Genomic DNA, 15,443 nt, shown 5'->3' with positions numbered 1-15,443 from the left:
AAGCAGGACGGAATCCGTCTGATGTCAGCGCCCGTGTCGGGATCTCATGCCTAGGGTTCTGTCATGGATCTCCGAAAGACCCTGCGCGGTCGGCGACTGCTCGCGACGGCGGCCGCCGTCGCCGTCCTCGCGGGCACGGGCACCTGGGGCGCCGCCGTAGCCGCCGACGACGGGCCGGCCGTGCACCGTGAGGACCGGGTGCTGGACATGCCGGGGACGCGCCTCGACACCTCGTACTTCACCGCAGGTCCGGGCCGCCACCCCGCGGTGCTGCTCGCCCATGGCTTCGGGGGCAGCAAGGACGACGTCCGGGAGCAGGCCGAGGAGCTGGCCCGGGACGGTTACGCCGTGCTGACCTGGTCGGCGCGTGGCTTCGGCAAGTCGACCGGCAAGATCGGGCTCAACGACCCGGACCATGAGGTGGCCGACGCCCGGCGGCTCATCGACTGGCTGGCCAAGCGGCCCGACGTGCGGCTCGACGCCCGGGGCGATCCGCGCGTGGGCGTCGCCGGCGCCTCGTACGGCGGAGCGCTGTCCCTGCTCGCCGCGGGGTACGACCGGCGGGTCGACGCCATCGCGCCCGAGATCACGTACTGGAACCTGGCCGACTCGCTCTTCCCGAACGGCGTCTTCAAGAAGCTGTGGGCCGGGCTCTTCTTCACCACCGGCTCGGCCGACCTCTCCGCGGGCGGACAGGCGGGCCAGGACTCCCAGGACGCGCCCGGATCACAGGGCGGCGGTGGCGGCCAGGGCGGTGGAGGCGGTCAGGGGGCCGGTGGTCAGGGGGCTCAGGGCGGCCAGGGGAGCGGCCAGGCCGCGCCGAGCGCCCCGGGTGCCGCGGACGGGCGGAATCAGGGGTGCGGACGGTTCGAGAAGCAGCTGTGCGCGATGTACGAGCGCGTCGCGGTCGCCGGGAAGCCGGACGACGCGGCCCGGCGCATGCTGGAGGCCCGCAGCCCGTCCGCCGTGGGCGACCGGATCAAGGTCCCGACGCTGATCTTCCAGGGCCAGTCCGACTCCCTCTTCCCGCTCGGCCAGGCCGATGAGATGGCGAAGGCGGTCAAGGCCAACGGCGCCCCGGTCGACGTCGACTGGACGGACGGGGGACACGACGGCGGCGACCGCGAGACCGGGCGCGTCCAGTCACGCACCCGGGACTGGTTCGACCGCTACCTCAAGGGCGACCGGGGCACCGACACCGGGCCCGCCTTCCGGGTCACCCGCGCCGGCGGCGTCGACTCCACCAACGGCGCCGTGCAGATGCGCGGCGCCACCGGCGACCGCTACCCGGGCCTGGAGGACAGCCGGCGGACCGTGGCGCTGCGCGGCCGCGAGCAGTCGTTCGCGAACCCGCCCGGCGGCGGGCCGCCGTCGGTCTCCACGGTGCCGGGCATCGCCGCGCTGTCCCAGGCGTCCTCGTTCGGGATCGGCGTCTCCCTCGACATCCCCGGCCAGTTCGCCCGCTTCGACTCCGCGCCCCTCGAGCAGACCCTGCGGATCACCGGGGCACCCGAGGTGAAGGTCCGTGTGCGGGCGGACACCGACGACGCCGTGCTGTTCGCCAAGGTGTACGACGTCGGGCCGGACGGACAGCAGACGTTGCCCTCCCAGCTCGTCGCCCCCGTCCGCGTCACCGACGCGAAGAAGGGGAAGACCGTCACGCTGCGGCTGCCGGCCGTCGACCACGAGGTCATCGCGGGCCACTCGCTGCGGCTCGTGCTCGCCTCCACCGACCTCGGGTACGCCTCCCCGGTCCAGCCCGCCACGTACCGCGCCGCGCTCGCGGGCGACGGACTCACCGTGCCCACCGCGTCCGGGGTGCACGACGAGCCCGCACCGCTGCCGTGGTGGGTGTGGGGGCTGCCGCTGGGCGGCGCCGTGGTGGCGCTCGCCCTGCTGCTGACCGGCCGTCGGCCGACCGCCGCGCCGCCGCCGGACCCCGCGCTGACCGACGTACCGCTGCAGATCACCGACCTCAGCAAGCGCTACGCCAAGTCCGCCGACCGGTATGCCGTACGCGACCTCTCCTTCCGCGTCGAGAAGGGACAGGTGCTCGGACTGCTCGGGCCGAACGGCGCGGGAAAGACCACCACGCTGCGCATGCTGATGGGGCTCATCAGCCCGGACGGCGGAGAGATCCGCGTCTTCGGCCAGGCCATCAGGCCCGGCGCGCCCGTCCTGTCCCGGGTGGGCGCCTTCGTCGAGGGAGCGGGCTTCCTGCCGCACCTGACCGGACGCGCCAACCTGGAGCTGTACTGGCGCGCCACCGGGCGGCCCGATGAGGACGCGCACCTCGACGAGGCCCTGGAGATCGCGGGCCTGGGCGACGCGCTGGAGCGCGCGGTACGCACGTACTCGCAGGGCATGCGGCAGCGGCTCGCCATCGCCCAGGCCATGCTGGGCCTGCCGGATCTGCTCATCCTGGACGAGCCGACCAACGGCCTCGACCCGCCCCAGATCCGCGAGATGCGCGAGGTCATGATCCGGTACGCGGCCGAGGGCCGCACGGTGATCGTCTCCAGCCATCTCCTGGCCGAGGTCGAACAGTCCTGCACCCATCTGGTCGTCATGGACCGCGGCCGGCTGGTGCAGGCAGGCCCGGTCGGGGAGATCACCGGCACCGGGGAGAGCCTGCTGGTCGGTCACGAGGGCGAGCTGAGCGACGCCCTGGTCGACAAGGTGAGCGACCTGCCCGGCATCACCTCCGCGGCGCGCACCGACGCCGGCCTGCTCGTCCTGGTCGACGGCGCCACCCCGGCGCGGTTGCTCGCCGAGCTGGTGCGGCTGGAGATCCCGGTGACCAGCTTCGGGCCCAACCGGCGCCTGGAGGACGCGTTTCTGACGCTGATCGAAGGAGGATCCGCATGAGCGGCACCGCGACGGAGGCGGCGCCCGGCTACCGGGCGCGCCACACCCTGCCCCTGCGGGTCGAGGCGGTACGGCAGCTGCGCCGGCGCCGCACCCTGGTGATGGGCGTGGTGCTGGCCGCGCTGCCGTTCGTCCTCGTCGCCGCGTTCGCGATCGGCGGCACCCCCGAGGGACGGGACGACCGGGTCACCCTGATGGAAACCGCCACCTCCTCGGGCGCCAACCTCGCGGCCACCGCGCTCTTCGTCTCGGCGGCCTTCCTGCTGGTCGTGCCCGTGGCGCTGTTCTGCGGTGACACCGTCGCCTCGGAGGCCAACTGGTCCTCGCTGCGCTATCTGCTGGCCGCGCCCGTGCCCCGGGCGCGGCTGCTGGCCGGAAAGCTGGCCGTGGCGCTGGCGTTCAGCGCGGCCGCGATGGTGCTGCTGCCGTTCGTCGCGCTGCTGGTGGGGACGGTGGCGTACGGCTGGGGGCCGCTGCGCCTGCCCACCGGCGGCGAGCTGGCCACGGGTGATGCGCTCACCCGGCTCGCCCTGGTGGTCGCGTACATCTTCCTGTCCCAGCTGGTCACCGCCGCCCTCGCGTTCTGGCTGTCGACCGTCACGGACGCACCGCTGGGCGCGGTGGGCGGAGCGGTCGGGCTGACCATCGTGGGCAATGTGCTGGACGCCGTCACGGCGCTGGGCTCCTGGCGCGAGTTCCTGCCCGCGCACTGGCAGTTCGCCTGGGCCGACGCACTCCAGCCCCACATGGAGTGGGGTGGAATGCTGAAGGGGACGGCGGTGTCGGTGACGTACGCGCTGGTGCTCGTCGCCCTCGCCTTCCGCGGCTTCGGCCGGAAGGACGTGGTGTCCTAGCCGGGGCCGTGGCGGGTACCGCCGTGACGGTCGGCCGGTCAGTAGTCCTTGAGGGTCAGCGAGTTGACCACCTTGTAGAAGTGCTCGGTGTAGATGTCCTGGGCGTCCCCGGCGACGTCGGGGTCCATCCGCTCCTGGTTGGCCAGGGCCAGCTCCTGGTTGGCGGTCACGAAGTCGCGCAGTTCGCGCTCGTAGGCGGCGAAGGCCGTGGTGTGGTCACCCTCCGCGGCCTTCAGCTCGCCCGCGAGGACATACGCCCCGATCAGGGCCATGGAGGTGCCCTGGCCGGAGGCGGGCGAGCCGCAGTAGCCCGCGTCGCCGAGCAGCGCCACCCGGCCACGGGACCAGGAGTCCATATGGATCTGGGCCACCGTGTCGAAATGGAAGTCGGGGGCGCCCCACATGTACTCCAGCAGCCGTGGCATCTCCCAGCGCGCGTCCGCGTACCGCTCGGCCACCAGCCGCTTGTGATCCGAGACGGTCCGGTCGCCGAGCACCCGCGCGGGCGGCTCGTCCGAGTCGAACCCGACGTACACCCGGGCCTCGGTGTTGTCGCGGACGCTCATCACCATCCCGCCCCACGCACGGTCGCCCTTCATCAGGTAGGCCATCTGCCAGCGGTCGAGGCCGAGATAATTCGGAACGGTCCACACCGCCAGATAACTCCCCAGCGGGCGCAGGAAGTTCTCCTCGGGACCGAAGACGAGTCGACGGGTGCCGGAGTGTACTCCGTCGGCGGCCACGACGAGATCGAAGGCGCGCGACATGCCGCTGTGGAAGGTGACGGCCACTTCGCCGGGGCCCTGGGCGAGTGCCGCGATCGAGTCGTCGAAGAGATATTCGATACCCTTTCCTCCCGCGCCGACGAGAATCGTCGCCAGATCGTCGCGGAGGATCTCGACGTCGGGGCTGGTGAGCCGGCCGCCGCTCATGGTCCAGTCAGTGGTGCTGGACAGTTCCTTTCCGTCGTCGTCGACCGTCGACATACCGCGCAGACCGGTGCTGTTACGGCGGATCTCCTCCAGCACCCCCATGCGCTCACACACCTCCAGCGCCGTGCCCCGGACGTCGATGGCCTGCCCCCCGGGGCGCAGCCGGGCGTACCGCTCCACCACGGTGACCTCGTATCCGTAGCGGTCCAGCCAGTACGCCAGAGCCGGTCCGCCGATACTGGCACCGGAAATCAGGACTCTCATATTCCGCATCGCGAACTCCTTTTCCGTCCCCCGAATCCCTTCCTCTCGAAAGAGTGAGCGATGCCACCGACATCGCACCGACGCACCGCCTACGCGGCGCCGACAGGCCGCCGACAAGGCCGAATGCGGCGGGAATCACCGGAGCGCAGTGATCGGTTAATGAGAGTGTTACCTGATGGTGTTGTGCCGTTCTGTTGTCATCGTTGAGACTGGGGCTTCCGACCGGCCCGTACAAAAAGCTGGTTGGTTGCACTGGTGACGTTCGGTCCTCCCCCCACGATCCGAACAAGGATGAGACCACATGCACACTTCGCTGGAACACGCTCGCGTGTCCCGAGGCCCGGCAAGAGCGGTACGCGCCTGTCCCGGGCGGCGCCGGAGACCCTGCCCGCGCGGCAGTGGACCGGCCACAGCCGTCGCATAGCGACCTCGCGCACTCACAACCCTCACGCGAAGCCTCATCAACGGCGATTCGCCACCCCACGCGCCCCTCGGGCGAAGAGACGGCCACGCTCGGCATGCCCCGCGCGGACGGGAAGTCCGCGTGTCCGGCATCGCGCCCCGGCGTCCGTTCGGTGACGCACGACCTGGAAAGGAAGGAACTCCTCAGGTGCTCATTTCGCACCATGCACGGTCACTCGAATCATCCAAGAAGTCGTCCGAAGGATCCACCGCAAGATCGTCCGAACCCGGTGAGTCCGGGACGCCTCGGGCCCTCGCCGACGGCCCGAGCGGACATGTGCTGGCGGTCGGCGCGCCCGGCCAGGGAATCGACCAGCTGACCCGGACCCTGGTGGCCGCGGGCCACGAGGTGAGCCACGCCCGGCCCGGCGAAGTCGACAAGCAGCTCCGGCAGACCCCGCCCGACGCGATCGTCGCCCTCGACGGCAGCCATGACGGACTGGAGGTGATCCGCGAGGTCCGTGCCGCCCCCGCCGGGCGGGCACTGCCCCTGCTCATGGTCACCACGGACCCCGGGCCCACCGGCGTCGCCGACATGCTGCGCGGCGGCGCCGACGACTGTATACCGGACACCTCCGACCCGCTCGAACTGTCCGCCCGCATCGAGGCCAAGCTGCGCCGGGTCCCGGTGCCGGTCGAGAACCTGTTACTGGACCCGCGTACCGGCCTCTACTCCCAGCCGCACTTCCTGGGCGAACTCGACCGGGAACTCAAGCGCGTCGACGACAGTCGCAGCGGTGGCGTCGTGGCCATGGTCGGCGTCGCCGAGATGGCCGCGCTGGAGGCCCGGTTGGGGCCCCGGGTGCGCCGCGAGGTCGCCGAGCGGCTGGCCGGCGTGGCGGAGAAGCTGGGCGGCGTGTGCGACCGGCTCGGCTGGGACGACGACGGCCGGCTGCTGATGCTGATGCCGGGCGTCGACGAGGACACCGCGCGACGCAGTCTGCAGCAGTTCGCGAACACCGTGGCCGGCACCCGCTTCGTCGTCGCCGACGAGAACGTCCGGCTGACCCCCGCCATCGGCTGGACCCCGCTCACCGACTGCCCCGACCGTCACCAGGCAGTGGACCAGGCCCGGGACGCGGTGGCCGAGTCCATCCGCCACCGGGATCTGCGCCCGGTCAAGTACGCGGCATGGATGCGCGGCACGCCCCGCGGACGACGCCGCGTCACCGTGGCGGTGCAGGCCCTGCTCTCGGCCCTCTCGCCCTTATTCGTCCTCGTGCTCGGCGTCGCCATCCCCTTCGTGTTCTACCAGCAGACGTACGAACTGGGCTGGGACGTCGGGTCGGCCGCCTACTGGGTGGTGGTCGGCGGCCTCATCGTCTCCGCGGTGCTCATCGTGCTGGAATGCCTCTTCTCGCTCGACGCCATGTCCCGCCCCGAGCGGCCCGCACAGCCGTATCCACCGGCCAGCGCCGTCATCGCCGCCTATCTCCCCAATGAGGCCGCGACCATCGTCGACACCGTCGAATCGTTCCTGCGGCTGGACTACCCCAACGAGCTCGAAATCGTGCTCGCCTACAACACCCCGCATCCGATGCCCGTCGAGGAAACCCTCCGGGAAATGGCCCGCCGCGATCCGCGCCTGGTGCTGCTGCCGGTGGCGGGATCCACCTCCAAGGCGCAGAACATCAACGCCGCCGTCACCCGGGTGCGCGGCGACATGGTGGGCATCTTCGATGCCGACCACCACCCGGCCCCCGACTCCTTCCGGCACGCCTGGCACTGGCTCTCCCATGGTTACGACGTCGTCCAGGGCCACTGCGTGATCCGCAACGGTGACAGCTCCTGGGTCGCCAAGCTGGTGGGCGTGGAGTTCGAGGCCATCTACGCCGTCAGCCACCCCGGCCGCACCCGGCTCTACACGTTCGGCGTCTTCGGCGGGTCCAACGGCTTCTGGCGCACCGATCTGCTCGCCCGGACCCGGATGCACGGCTCGATGCTCACCGAGGACATCGACGCCACCATGCGCGCCCTCCACGAGGGCGCCACAATCGCCACCGACCGCACGCTCGTCTCCCGTGAGCTGGCTCCGACCACCCTCAAGTCGCTGTGGAACCAGCGGTCGCGCTGGGCGCAGGGCTGGCTACAGGTCTCGCTCAGGTACCTGTGGCGGGCGATGCGCTCCCCGGACTTCACCTTCCGCCAGAAGGCGGGGCTGTTCGTCCTCCTCGGCTGGCGTGAGGTGCAGCCCTGGCTGACCCTGCAGATCCTGCCCGTCCTGCTGTACGCGGCCTGGCGCGCGGGCGGCCCCGGCGAACTCGACTGGGCGGTGCCGCTCTGCCTGCTGGCCACGCTGTTCACGCTCTCCGCCGGAGTGGTGCAGGCGCTGTTCGCCTGGCGGCTGGCGATACCTGAACTGCGCCGCCGCAGGGCGTGGTTCTGGCGGTATCTGTTCGTGTCCACCTTCTTCTACAGCCACTTCAAGAACATCGTGGCCCGTCAGGCGCTGCTCAAGGAGGTGCTGCGGGACCACCGATGGCGGGTCACCCCGAGGTCCGGCGGCGGCAAGGCGGTGCCCCGCGCATGAGCTCCCTGTCCACGGTCAACAACAACCACAGCCACCCCGCCGCGGCCACCACGGTGAAGCCGCCGCGGGCCGCGACCGGCCGCCGCCGCAACGGTGAGATCCAGGGCTACCGGGGACTCGCCGCGATGGCCACGGTCGTCTTCCACGTGTGGCAGCAGTACTTCACGTACGACGCGAACGGCTCCCATCCGCCGGTGGCCAACCCTTATGCGAACGCGCTCGTCTCGCTCGAGCCCATCGACTTCTTCTTCGTGCTGTCCGCGTATCTGCTGACCCTGTCGTACGCGCGGGCCGCGATCGACGGCGGCTCGACCAAGCCCGCCCGGGTGTTCCTCTTCCGGCGCGCCATCCGCATCGTGCCGCTGTACTTCCTCGCCATCCTGTTCATCTGGGCGACCCGCAATCCGTCGCTGCCCGGAGACTGGCCGGACCTGCTCCGGCATCTCACCTTCACTCAGGTGTTCGACAAGGAGCAGATCTTCTACACCATCGGCCCCACGTGGTCGCTGTCGCTGGAGATCATGTTCTATCTCGCCCTTGTCGCGATCGGCCCGCTGGCCGCCCGCGCCTGCGGGCGGCTGAGCCGCCGCGCCGTGCGGGTGGCGGTGTGCGCCGCCGGATGTGCGCTGTTGTACATCGGGCCGATGGTCTGGATCGCCGTCGCGCACTACGGGTTCGAGGTGCCGCACACCGAATGGCCGGTGTACTTCGGGCCGCAGGCCCGCTTCGGCGGTTTCGCGGCGGGCATGGGCCTCGCGGTGCTGACCGTCGCCCTCGGCGACCGCGGACGGCTCGGCCCGAAGGTGACGATCGCGCTGCGGGTGGCGCCGCTCGTGGCCCTGTACGTGCTGTCGCTGCTCAGCGCGGATCCCGAGGACTTCGCCACCACCTTTTACCATCCGCTCTCCGCCCTGCTGTGGACCGTGCTGCTGTTCGCCACCCTCCACGTGCGGAAACAGGGGCGGTGGGAAGCGTGGCTGCAGGCCCGGTGGCTCACCGCGATCGGACTGGCCAGCTACAGCCTCTTCGTCTGGCACGAGCCCATCATGCTCGGCCTCTACAAGGCCGGACTGCTGCCGCCCGCCGGGCAGGAGGGCTTCCCGTTCGCCGTGCTGATCGTGCTGGTGGTGGCGGTGGCCGCGGCGGTGGTGAGCTACTGGGTCATCGAGTACCCGGCGAGCCTGCTCGGTCGGCTGAAGGACGCCAAGGGGCAGTCGCGGGACTTCTATCCGGAAGTGGCGCGGTAGCTGTGCCACCGTAAGTGCCGGAGTTTCATGGATTGTCCCCGGTGTGCGGCTCTTCGCACACCGGGGACCCCGTGGATATCATCTGGCTTGTTCTTGACGTCATAACGGGGAGACATCAGCGATATGGGCCGACACAGCCGTCCCACCCCTGCCCAGTTGGCCCGAGCCAACTCGCTCAAGGCAGTCACCGCCCTCGGCGTGGCCGGGACCATAGCCTTCGGTCTGCACTCCTCGGTCGGGGGCGACAAGTCCACCGAGGCCCGTTCCGACGTGGGTGCGCATCAGGGGAAGATTCCGGACATCGATCCCACGGCCGATGACAAGCCCACGGGCAGCCATATTTCGCCATCCGAGTCCGCGAAGCCCCGGCCGCTCCCGGATCAGAGCGACCACACGGACGGTTCGGGCGGCGGCGGTACGGAGCCCTCCGGGGCGGCCACCCCGTCGCACACCCCGGCCGCGACGCCCTCCACGCCCGCGCACACCGATGTGGCCACCTCGCCCACCCAGCGCGGCGACCAGACTCCCACCGCCCCCTCGTCGCCCGCCCGGACGCCCAGCGACGACCCGTCCACTCCCGGCACCCCGAGCGGGCAGCCCAGCGAGTCGCCGCAGCCGGGGAACGGCGGCGGCCAGGGGAAGGGTGTGGTCGGCGGCGTGGTGGACGGCATCGGCAACACGCTGGACGGTGTGGTCGGCGGTCTGAGCGGCGCACTCGGCGGCTGACCCGCTCCCGCACCCCGCCCCGGAGTGGGGCGGGCGGTCACCCCTTGGCCAGCGCCTTCAGCGCGGTCAGGCTGCCGTTGAAGCGGTTGTGGTCACCCACCACGGCCCCCGTGGAGGTGTACTGCCAAATGGTGTGCGTCTTCCACCCCGCCGGCAGCGCCCCCGGAGTGGCGGCATAGCGCGCTACCCACAGCGGGTTCTTCGAGGCGAAGGCGCCGCTGTTGCCGGTGCAGGATTTCCACCAGCCGGTGGTCGTGTAGATCACCGGGTCGCGGCCGGTGAGGGACTTGACCCGGTCGCTGAAGTCCTTGATCCAGCCGACCATCTGTGCCTTCGTCTTGCCGTAGCAGGGCCCGCCGTACGGGTTGTATTCCATGTCCAGCACGGGCGGCAGTGTCTTGCCGTCGTCCGACCAGGCGCCGCCGTTGCGCACGAAGAAGTCCGCCTGCTTGGCGCCGCCGGACTTGTTCGGCAGGGCGAAGTGGTACGCGCCGCGGATCATGCCTTTCTTGAAGGCACCGTTGTATTGCGAGGAGAAGGCGGGGTTCTTGTACGTCGTGCTCTCGGTGGCCTTGACGTAGGCGAACCGGACGTTCTTGTTCCAGAGGGATGTCCAGTTGACCGAGCCCTGGTGGTTGCTGACGTCCACGCCTTCCACCGTGGCGGCGTCGGGTGCCGCCGGGGCCGCCTTCGGGGCGGCCTTCTCGTGCGCGGAGAGGGTCGAGCCCATCCAGTCCCGCTCGGGGTGCGGGACGGGCGAGGACAGGGTGCGGCTGGGGGCGGAGCCGGTGCCATTGACGGTCGTCGACGCCATCGCGGGCACGAGCGTGGCGAGCGCGGTGGCGCCGACCGCGGCCGCCAAACCGCTGATGGCATACGGCGAGCGCCAGCGCGAGGGAGCCCGGTGTCGCCCCTTCCCGGCCTTTAAGGACATCTGTTCCTCCGGAATTGGTGCTCCGTGGGGAGAGCAGTCCGCACCGAAGGTACGCGCGTAGATGAAACGTATGGAAGAGGTTTGGGAAATTCCACAGGTCCACGCCGTGGTTGCCGCCGTCACCGCCGACGGTTTGGTCGGCCATACAGCGGAAAACCTTGAATTTCCGCCCCCCGCAGGGAATTTGGGGGAAAATCAGCCGTCCGCCGGAGTGGTGGAATAGCCCGCCACCAGGGCCCGCGCCGACCGCGTCGCCCGGGCGGCGACATCCTCCACCACCTCGTCCGGGTCGCCGAACACGCCGTCGAGCAGCAGCGTGGCGTACCCACGGGCCAGCGCCTGCAACGCCTCCAGCAGCGCCACCGCCGCCCCGCGCCCCTCCGCCACCACCTCGAAAGCGCTCGGCAGCAGCAGATCCACGAACTCCCGCTTGGCCGTCAGCACCTCGGGGCAGGCGGTGCGCACATCGGGGGCGTAGAGGAGTTCGTACCCGCCCCGGAAGCGGGCGGCCGCGCGCACGACACTGCCCGCCATGGTGGCCAGCCGCTCCTGCGGTGACTCGACCGTGGCCACGGCCTCCAGATAGCCGGCCCGCAGCCGCCGCGAGACCTCCAGCGCGGCGGCCGCCAGCAGCGCGTCGCGGTCGGCGAAGTGGCGGTAGGGCGCGCCGGGACTGACGCGGGTGCGGCGCGCGGCCTCCGCGACGGAGAAACCGCGCACCCCGACCTCGTCGACGATCTCCAGCGTCACCCGCACCAGCGCGGCGGCGAGATCGCCGTGGTGGTACGTGGCGCGCCCCTTGCAGGTGGGTGCCATCCGGGCGACCCTACCCGACCGATTTCCCCTGCTCCGCCGCCCCCGGCCCACCCTTCCGGGCCTCGGCGCGCGCCGCCCCCAGAGCCTCGCGCGAGCGCTCCACGCGGATCGGCAGATCCCGCACACGCTGTCCCGTCGCGTGGTGGAAGGCGTTGGTGATCGCCGCCGCCGCGCCCACGATGCCCAGCTCGCCGATGCCTTTGCCGCGCACCGGATTGGGGGTGTCGTCCCGCTCGTCCAGCCAGACCGCCTCCAGCTTCGGGACGTCCGCGTTGGCCGCCACGTGGTAGCCCGCGAAGTCGTGGTTGGCGAAGTCGCCGAAGACCGGATCGACCTCGCCGATCTCCAGCAGCGCCATCGACAGACCCATCGTCATGGCGCCCAGGAACTGCGAACGGGCCGTCTTCGGATTGACGATCCGCCCCGCGGCGAACACGCCCAGCATCCGGTCGACACGGATCTCGCCGGTGTCGGTGTCCACCCGGACCTGCGCGAAGTGGGCGCCGAACGAGTGGCGGGAGAGCGACGCCCGCAACTCCATGTCCTCGGTGGTGTCGGCCCGTACCTCCAGGCCCCCGTCCGGGACGGCGCCACCGCGGTTGTCCAGCTCCGTCAGCAGCGCACGGCACGCCTTGTCCACCGCCCAGCCCCAGGACGCCGTTCCCAGTGAGCCGCCCGCGAAGGGTGCCGGGCCGAGCGAGGCCCGTCCGATCTCCAGCCGCAGCCGCTCGACCGGGACGCCGAGGGCGTCCGCCGCCAGTTGGGTCAGCGCGGTGCGCCCGCCCGTCCCGATGTCGACGGCGCCGACCCGTACCGTGAACGTCCCGTCGGCCTCGGCCCGAGCCGTCGCCGAGGAGGGGAACACGTAGTCCGGGTGGTGCGCGGAGGCGACGCCGGTGCCCACCAGCCACCGCCCCTCGCGCCGGATGCCGGGCTTCGGGTCGCGCAGCGCCCAGCCGAAGCGCGCCGCGCCCTCCCGCAGACACGCCGCCAGACCGCGGCTGCTGAAGGGCTTGCCGCTGTCGGGATCCACACCGGTGTCATTGCGGATCCGCAGCTCGACGGGGTCGATCTCCAGCTCGGTGGCCAGCTCGTCCATGGCCGACTCCAGCGCGAACATACCCGGCGTGTGGCCGGGCGCGCGGAACCACGCCGGGGTCAGCACATCGAGCGGCGCCGTCTTCACCGTCGTACGGACGTGGGGCGCCCCGTACATCATCCGCGTCGAGCTCCCCGTCTGGTCCGCGAACTCCACCATCGCGGAGCGCTGCTGCACCACCTCGTGGTCGATCGCGGTCAGCCGTCCGTCGCGCTCGGCACCCAGCCGGATCCGCTGGATGGTGGGCGCCCGGTAGGGGATCAGCTGGAACATCTGCTGCCGGGTCAGCGCGATCTTCACCGGACGGCCGAGGTGCTTCGCGGCGAGTGCCGCCAGCACGGCGGGGGAGCGCGGAATGCCCTTGGAGCCGAAACCGCCGCCGATGTACTGCGCGATGACCTCCACCGCGCCCTCTTCGAGTCCGAACACCGCCGCCAGCAGCTGGGAGGACATGAACGGTCCCTGGTCGGAGTTGTGCAGCGTCAGCCGGTCCTCGTCCCAGGCGGCGATGGTGGCATGCGGCTCCATCGGGCTGGTGTGCTCGACCGGGGTGGTGTACATGGCCTCGGTCCGCACCGGCGCGGCCGCCAGCGCGCCTTCGGTGTCGCCTCGTTCGGCGAACCCGGGGCTGCCGTCCGTCACCTTCTCGGCGACATGGGCCCGTTCGTCGTCGAAGCGCAGCACCACATCGTGCGGCTCCTGCTCGTAGCTCACCCGCACCGCCGCCGCGCCCTCGCGCGCCGCCTCCAGCGACGTGGCCACCACCGCGGCCACTATCTGGCCGTGGTACGCCACCTCGGGGGACTGCAGCACGAACAGATCGGGGCTCGCCGGCGCCTCCGTGTTCAGCCGCGGGGCGTTGCCGGAGTCCAGCACCGCCAGCACACCGGGCCGGGCCAGCGCCGGAGCGCCGTCGACCTCCGTCACCCGGCCACGGGCGATGGTGGCCTGCACCGGCCACACATAGCCGACGTCCGGCGTCGGGAACTCATACGCGTAAGTCGCCGCGCCGGTGACCTTGTCGAGGCCGTCGACCCTCGTCATCGGCGTGCCGACGGTCTGCCGGGTGGTGGTCGCGGTGGTCATGCGCGGTCCTTCCTCGCGACGAGATCGCGGATGACCGCGACGATGAGATCGGTGGCCAGGTCCACCTTGAACGCGTTGTCCGGCAGCGGGCGCGCCTCGGCCAATTCGGCCCGGGCCGCCTCGCGCAGCGTCTCCTCGTCCGGCTGCCGCCCGCGCAGCCGCTCCTCGGTGATCCGGGCGCGCCACGGGCGCGGCGCCACTCCGCCGAGGGCGATCCGCACGTCCGCGAGCGTGCCGTCGTCCGCGACGGACACCGAGGCCGCCACGCTCACCAGCGCGAACGCATACGACCAGCGGTCGCGCACCTTGCGGTACCGCATGGCCGCGCCACCCGGCGACGGAGGCAGCTCGACGGCGGTGATGAGGTCGCCGTGGCCGAGCACGGTCTCCTCGTGCGGGGTGTCGCCGGGGAGCCGGTACAGCTCCGCCACCGGGACGGTGCGCGTCGCGCCGTCCACCGACCGCAGATGCGCCACCGCGTCCAGCGCGACGAGCGCCACCGCCATGTCGGAGGGGTGGGACGCCACGCAGTGGTCGGAGGTGCCCAGCACGGCCAGATCGCGGTGCGCGCCCCCGATGGCCGGACAACCCGACCCGGGCTCGCGCTTGTTGCACGGCTTGGACACGTCCTGGAAGTACACGCAGCGGGTGCGCTGCAGCAGATTGCCGCCCACCGTGGCCACCGTGCGCAGCTGCCCGGACGCGCCCGCCAGCAGCGCCTGCGCCAGCAGCGGGAAGCGCTCCCGGATTCCCGGGTCGCCCGCCAGATCGCCGTTCCGTACGGTGGCGCCGATCAGCACCGAACCGTCGTCGCGGTGCTCGATCCGGTCGTACGGCAGCCGGGACACGTCGACGAGCAGCCCCGGGCCCGCCACCCCGAGCTTCATCAGGTCCACGAGATTGGTCCCGCCGCCCAGATACGTGGCGTCGGGATGCTCGGCCATCAGCGCTGTCGCCTCGGCGGCGTCGCCCACGCGGGCGTAAGCGAACTCCTTCATCGCACGCCTCCCGCAGCGCTCGCGGGCCGGGCGCCCTCGACGCCCTCGGCACCGGCCGCCTCCATGACGGCGTCCACGATCCCGCCGTAGGCGCCGCAGCGGCACAGGTTGCCGCTCATGCGCTCGCGCACCTCCGCCTCGTCCAGCTCCGCGGCGCCCGGCACACCGGCGGCGGTGTCCTCGGTGACATGGCTCGGCCAGCCGCGCCGCGCCTCGCCGAGCGCGCCGATCGCCGAACAGATCTGACCCGGGGTGCAGTAGCCGCACTGGAGACCGTCATGGTCGAGGAACGCCTGCTGCACCGGGTGCAGCCCCGCGCCGTCCGCGAGATCCGCCACCCCCTCGATCGAGACGATCTCCCGCCCCTCGGCCGCCACCGCGAACATCAGGCAGCTGTTCACTCGCCCGCCGTCCATCAGCACCGTGCAGGCGCCGCATTGCCCGTGGTCACAGCCCTTCTTGGTGCCCGTGAGACCAACCCTCTCGCGCAGCACATCGAGCAGCGTCGTCCGGTTGTCGATGGTCAAGCCGTGGGTCGTGCCATTGATCCGCAAGGTGATGTCGCTACTGGGAGAGCGATGTGAGAGGCTCATACATTGAATGTATCAACCTCTTACATTCGTGGCG

11 protein-coding genes are annotated in these 15,443 nt (G+C 71.3%); 5 read left to right on the top strand and 6 right to left on the bottom strand.

Going from position 1 to position 15,443, the window contains the following annotated elements; all coding sequences use genetic code 11:
- Positions 1 to 63 precede the first annotated feature (63 nt).
- Positions 64 to 2,868 carry an alpha/beta fold hydrolase gene (locus tag ACH4SI_RS23905; RefSeq protein ID WP_398298739.1) on the top strand — a complete coding sequence of 935 codons (2,805 nt, stop codon included), beginning with the start codon at positions 64 to 66 and terminating at the stop codon, positions 2,866 to 2,868.
- A complete protein-coding gene (locus tag ACH4SI_RS23900; protein ID WP_398298736.1) occupies positions 2,865 to 3,722 on the top strand; it encodes an ABC transporter permease in 858 nt (285 codons plus the stop codon). The genes ACH4SI_RS23905 and ACH4SI_RS23900 overlap by 4 nt, the downstream gene beginning before the upstream one ends.
- A gap of 38 nt (positions 3,723 to 3,760) precedes the next feature.
- Here ACH4SI_RS23900 and ACH4SI_RS23895 read toward each other — a convergent pair whose 3' ends face one another.
- Positions 3,761 to 4,927 (bottom strand): FAD-dependent monooxygenase, encoded by a 1,167-nt coding sequence (locus ACH4SI_RS23895; protein ID WP_398298734.1) that lies wholly within the window; start codon positions 4,925 to 4,927, stop codon positions 3,761 to 3,763.
- Positions 4,928 to 5,915: 988 nt separating this feature from the next.
- Between ACH4SI_RS23895 and ACH4SI_RS23890 the strand changes: the two genes are divergently transcribed.
- The 3 genes from ACH4SI_RS23890 to ACH4SI_RS23880 all read left to right on the top strand — a co-directional run bounded on the left by ACH4SI_RS23890 (position 5,916) and on the right by ACH4SI_RS23880 (position 9,883).
- Complete coding sequence (locus tag ACH4SI_RS23890; protein ID WP_398298818.1) at positions 5,916 to 7,910, top strand: glycosyltransferase; 1,995 nt, start codon at positions 5,916 to 5,918, stop codon at positions 7,908 to 7,910.
- On the top strand, positions 7,907 to 9,157 hold the full coding sequence (locus ACH4SI_RS23885) for an acyltransferase family protein (RefSeq protein ID WP_398298732.1): 1,251 nt from the start codon (positions 7,907 to 7,909) through the stop codon (positions 9,155 to 9,157). The genes ACH4SI_RS23890 and ACH4SI_RS23885 overlap by 4 nt, the downstream gene beginning before the upstream one ends.
- Before the next feature lie 123 nt (positions 9,158 to 9,280).
- On the top strand, positions 9,281 to 9,883 hold the full coding sequence (locus ACH4SI_RS23880) for an extensin (RefSeq protein WP_398298730.1): 603 nt from the start codon (positions 9,281 to 9,283) through the stop codon (positions 9,881 to 9,883).
- 37 nt (positions 9,884 to 9,920) lie between these two features.
- Here ACH4SI_RS23880 and ACH4SI_RS23875 read toward each other — a convergent pair whose 3' ends face one another.
- From ACH4SI_RS23875 to ACH4SI_RS23855, 5 genes are all read right to left on the bottom strand, one after another.
- Complete coding sequence (locus ACH4SI_RS23875) at positions 9,921 to 10,745, bottom strand: lysozyme (protein WP_398298728.1); 825 nt, start codon at positions 10,743 to 10,745, stop codon at positions 9,921 to 9,923.
- Between the two features lie 267 nt (positions 10,746 to 11,012).
- Complete coding sequence (locus ACH4SI_RS23870) at positions 11,013 to 11,633, bottom strand: TetR/AcrR family transcriptional regulator (RefSeq protein ID WP_398298726.1); 621 nt, start codon at positions 11,631 to 11,633, stop codon at positions 11,013 to 11,015.
- A 10-nt stretch (positions 11,634 to 11,643) separates the two neighbouring features.
- Entirely contained in the window at positions 11,644 to 13,818 is a 2,175-nt protein-coding gene (locus tag ACH4SI_RS23865) for a xanthine dehydrogenase family protein molybdopterin-binding subunit (protein WP_398298723.1), read from the bottom strand.
- Positions 13,815 to 14,816 carry an FAD binding domain-containing protein gene (locus tag ACH4SI_RS23860; protein ID WP_398298721.1) on the bottom strand — a complete coding sequence of 334 codons (1,002 nt, stop codon included), beginning with the start codon at positions 14,814 to 14,816 and terminating at the stop codon, positions 13,815 to 13,817. The genes ACH4SI_RS23865 and ACH4SI_RS23860 overlap by 4 nt, the downstream gene beginning before the upstream one ends.
- Positions 14,813 to 15,409 (bottom strand): (2Fe-2S)-binding protein, encoded by a 597-nt coding sequence (locus ACH4SI_RS23855; protein ID WP_398298719.1) that lies wholly within the window; start codon positions 15,407 to 15,409, stop codon positions 14,813 to 14,815. Before ACH4SI_RS23855 ends, ACH4SI_RS23860 begins: the two co-directional genes overlap by 4 nt.
- Positions 15,410 to 15,443 lie beyond the last annotated feature (34 nt).

The organism is Streptomyces sp. NPDC021212, assembly GCF_044332925.1.
GTDB lineage: Bacteria > Actinomycetota > Actinomycetes > Streptomycetales > Streptomycetaceae > Streptomyces.
Note: the sequence above shows the minus strand (reverse complement) of the source record. Positions and strands in the feature narration are given on the sequence as shown.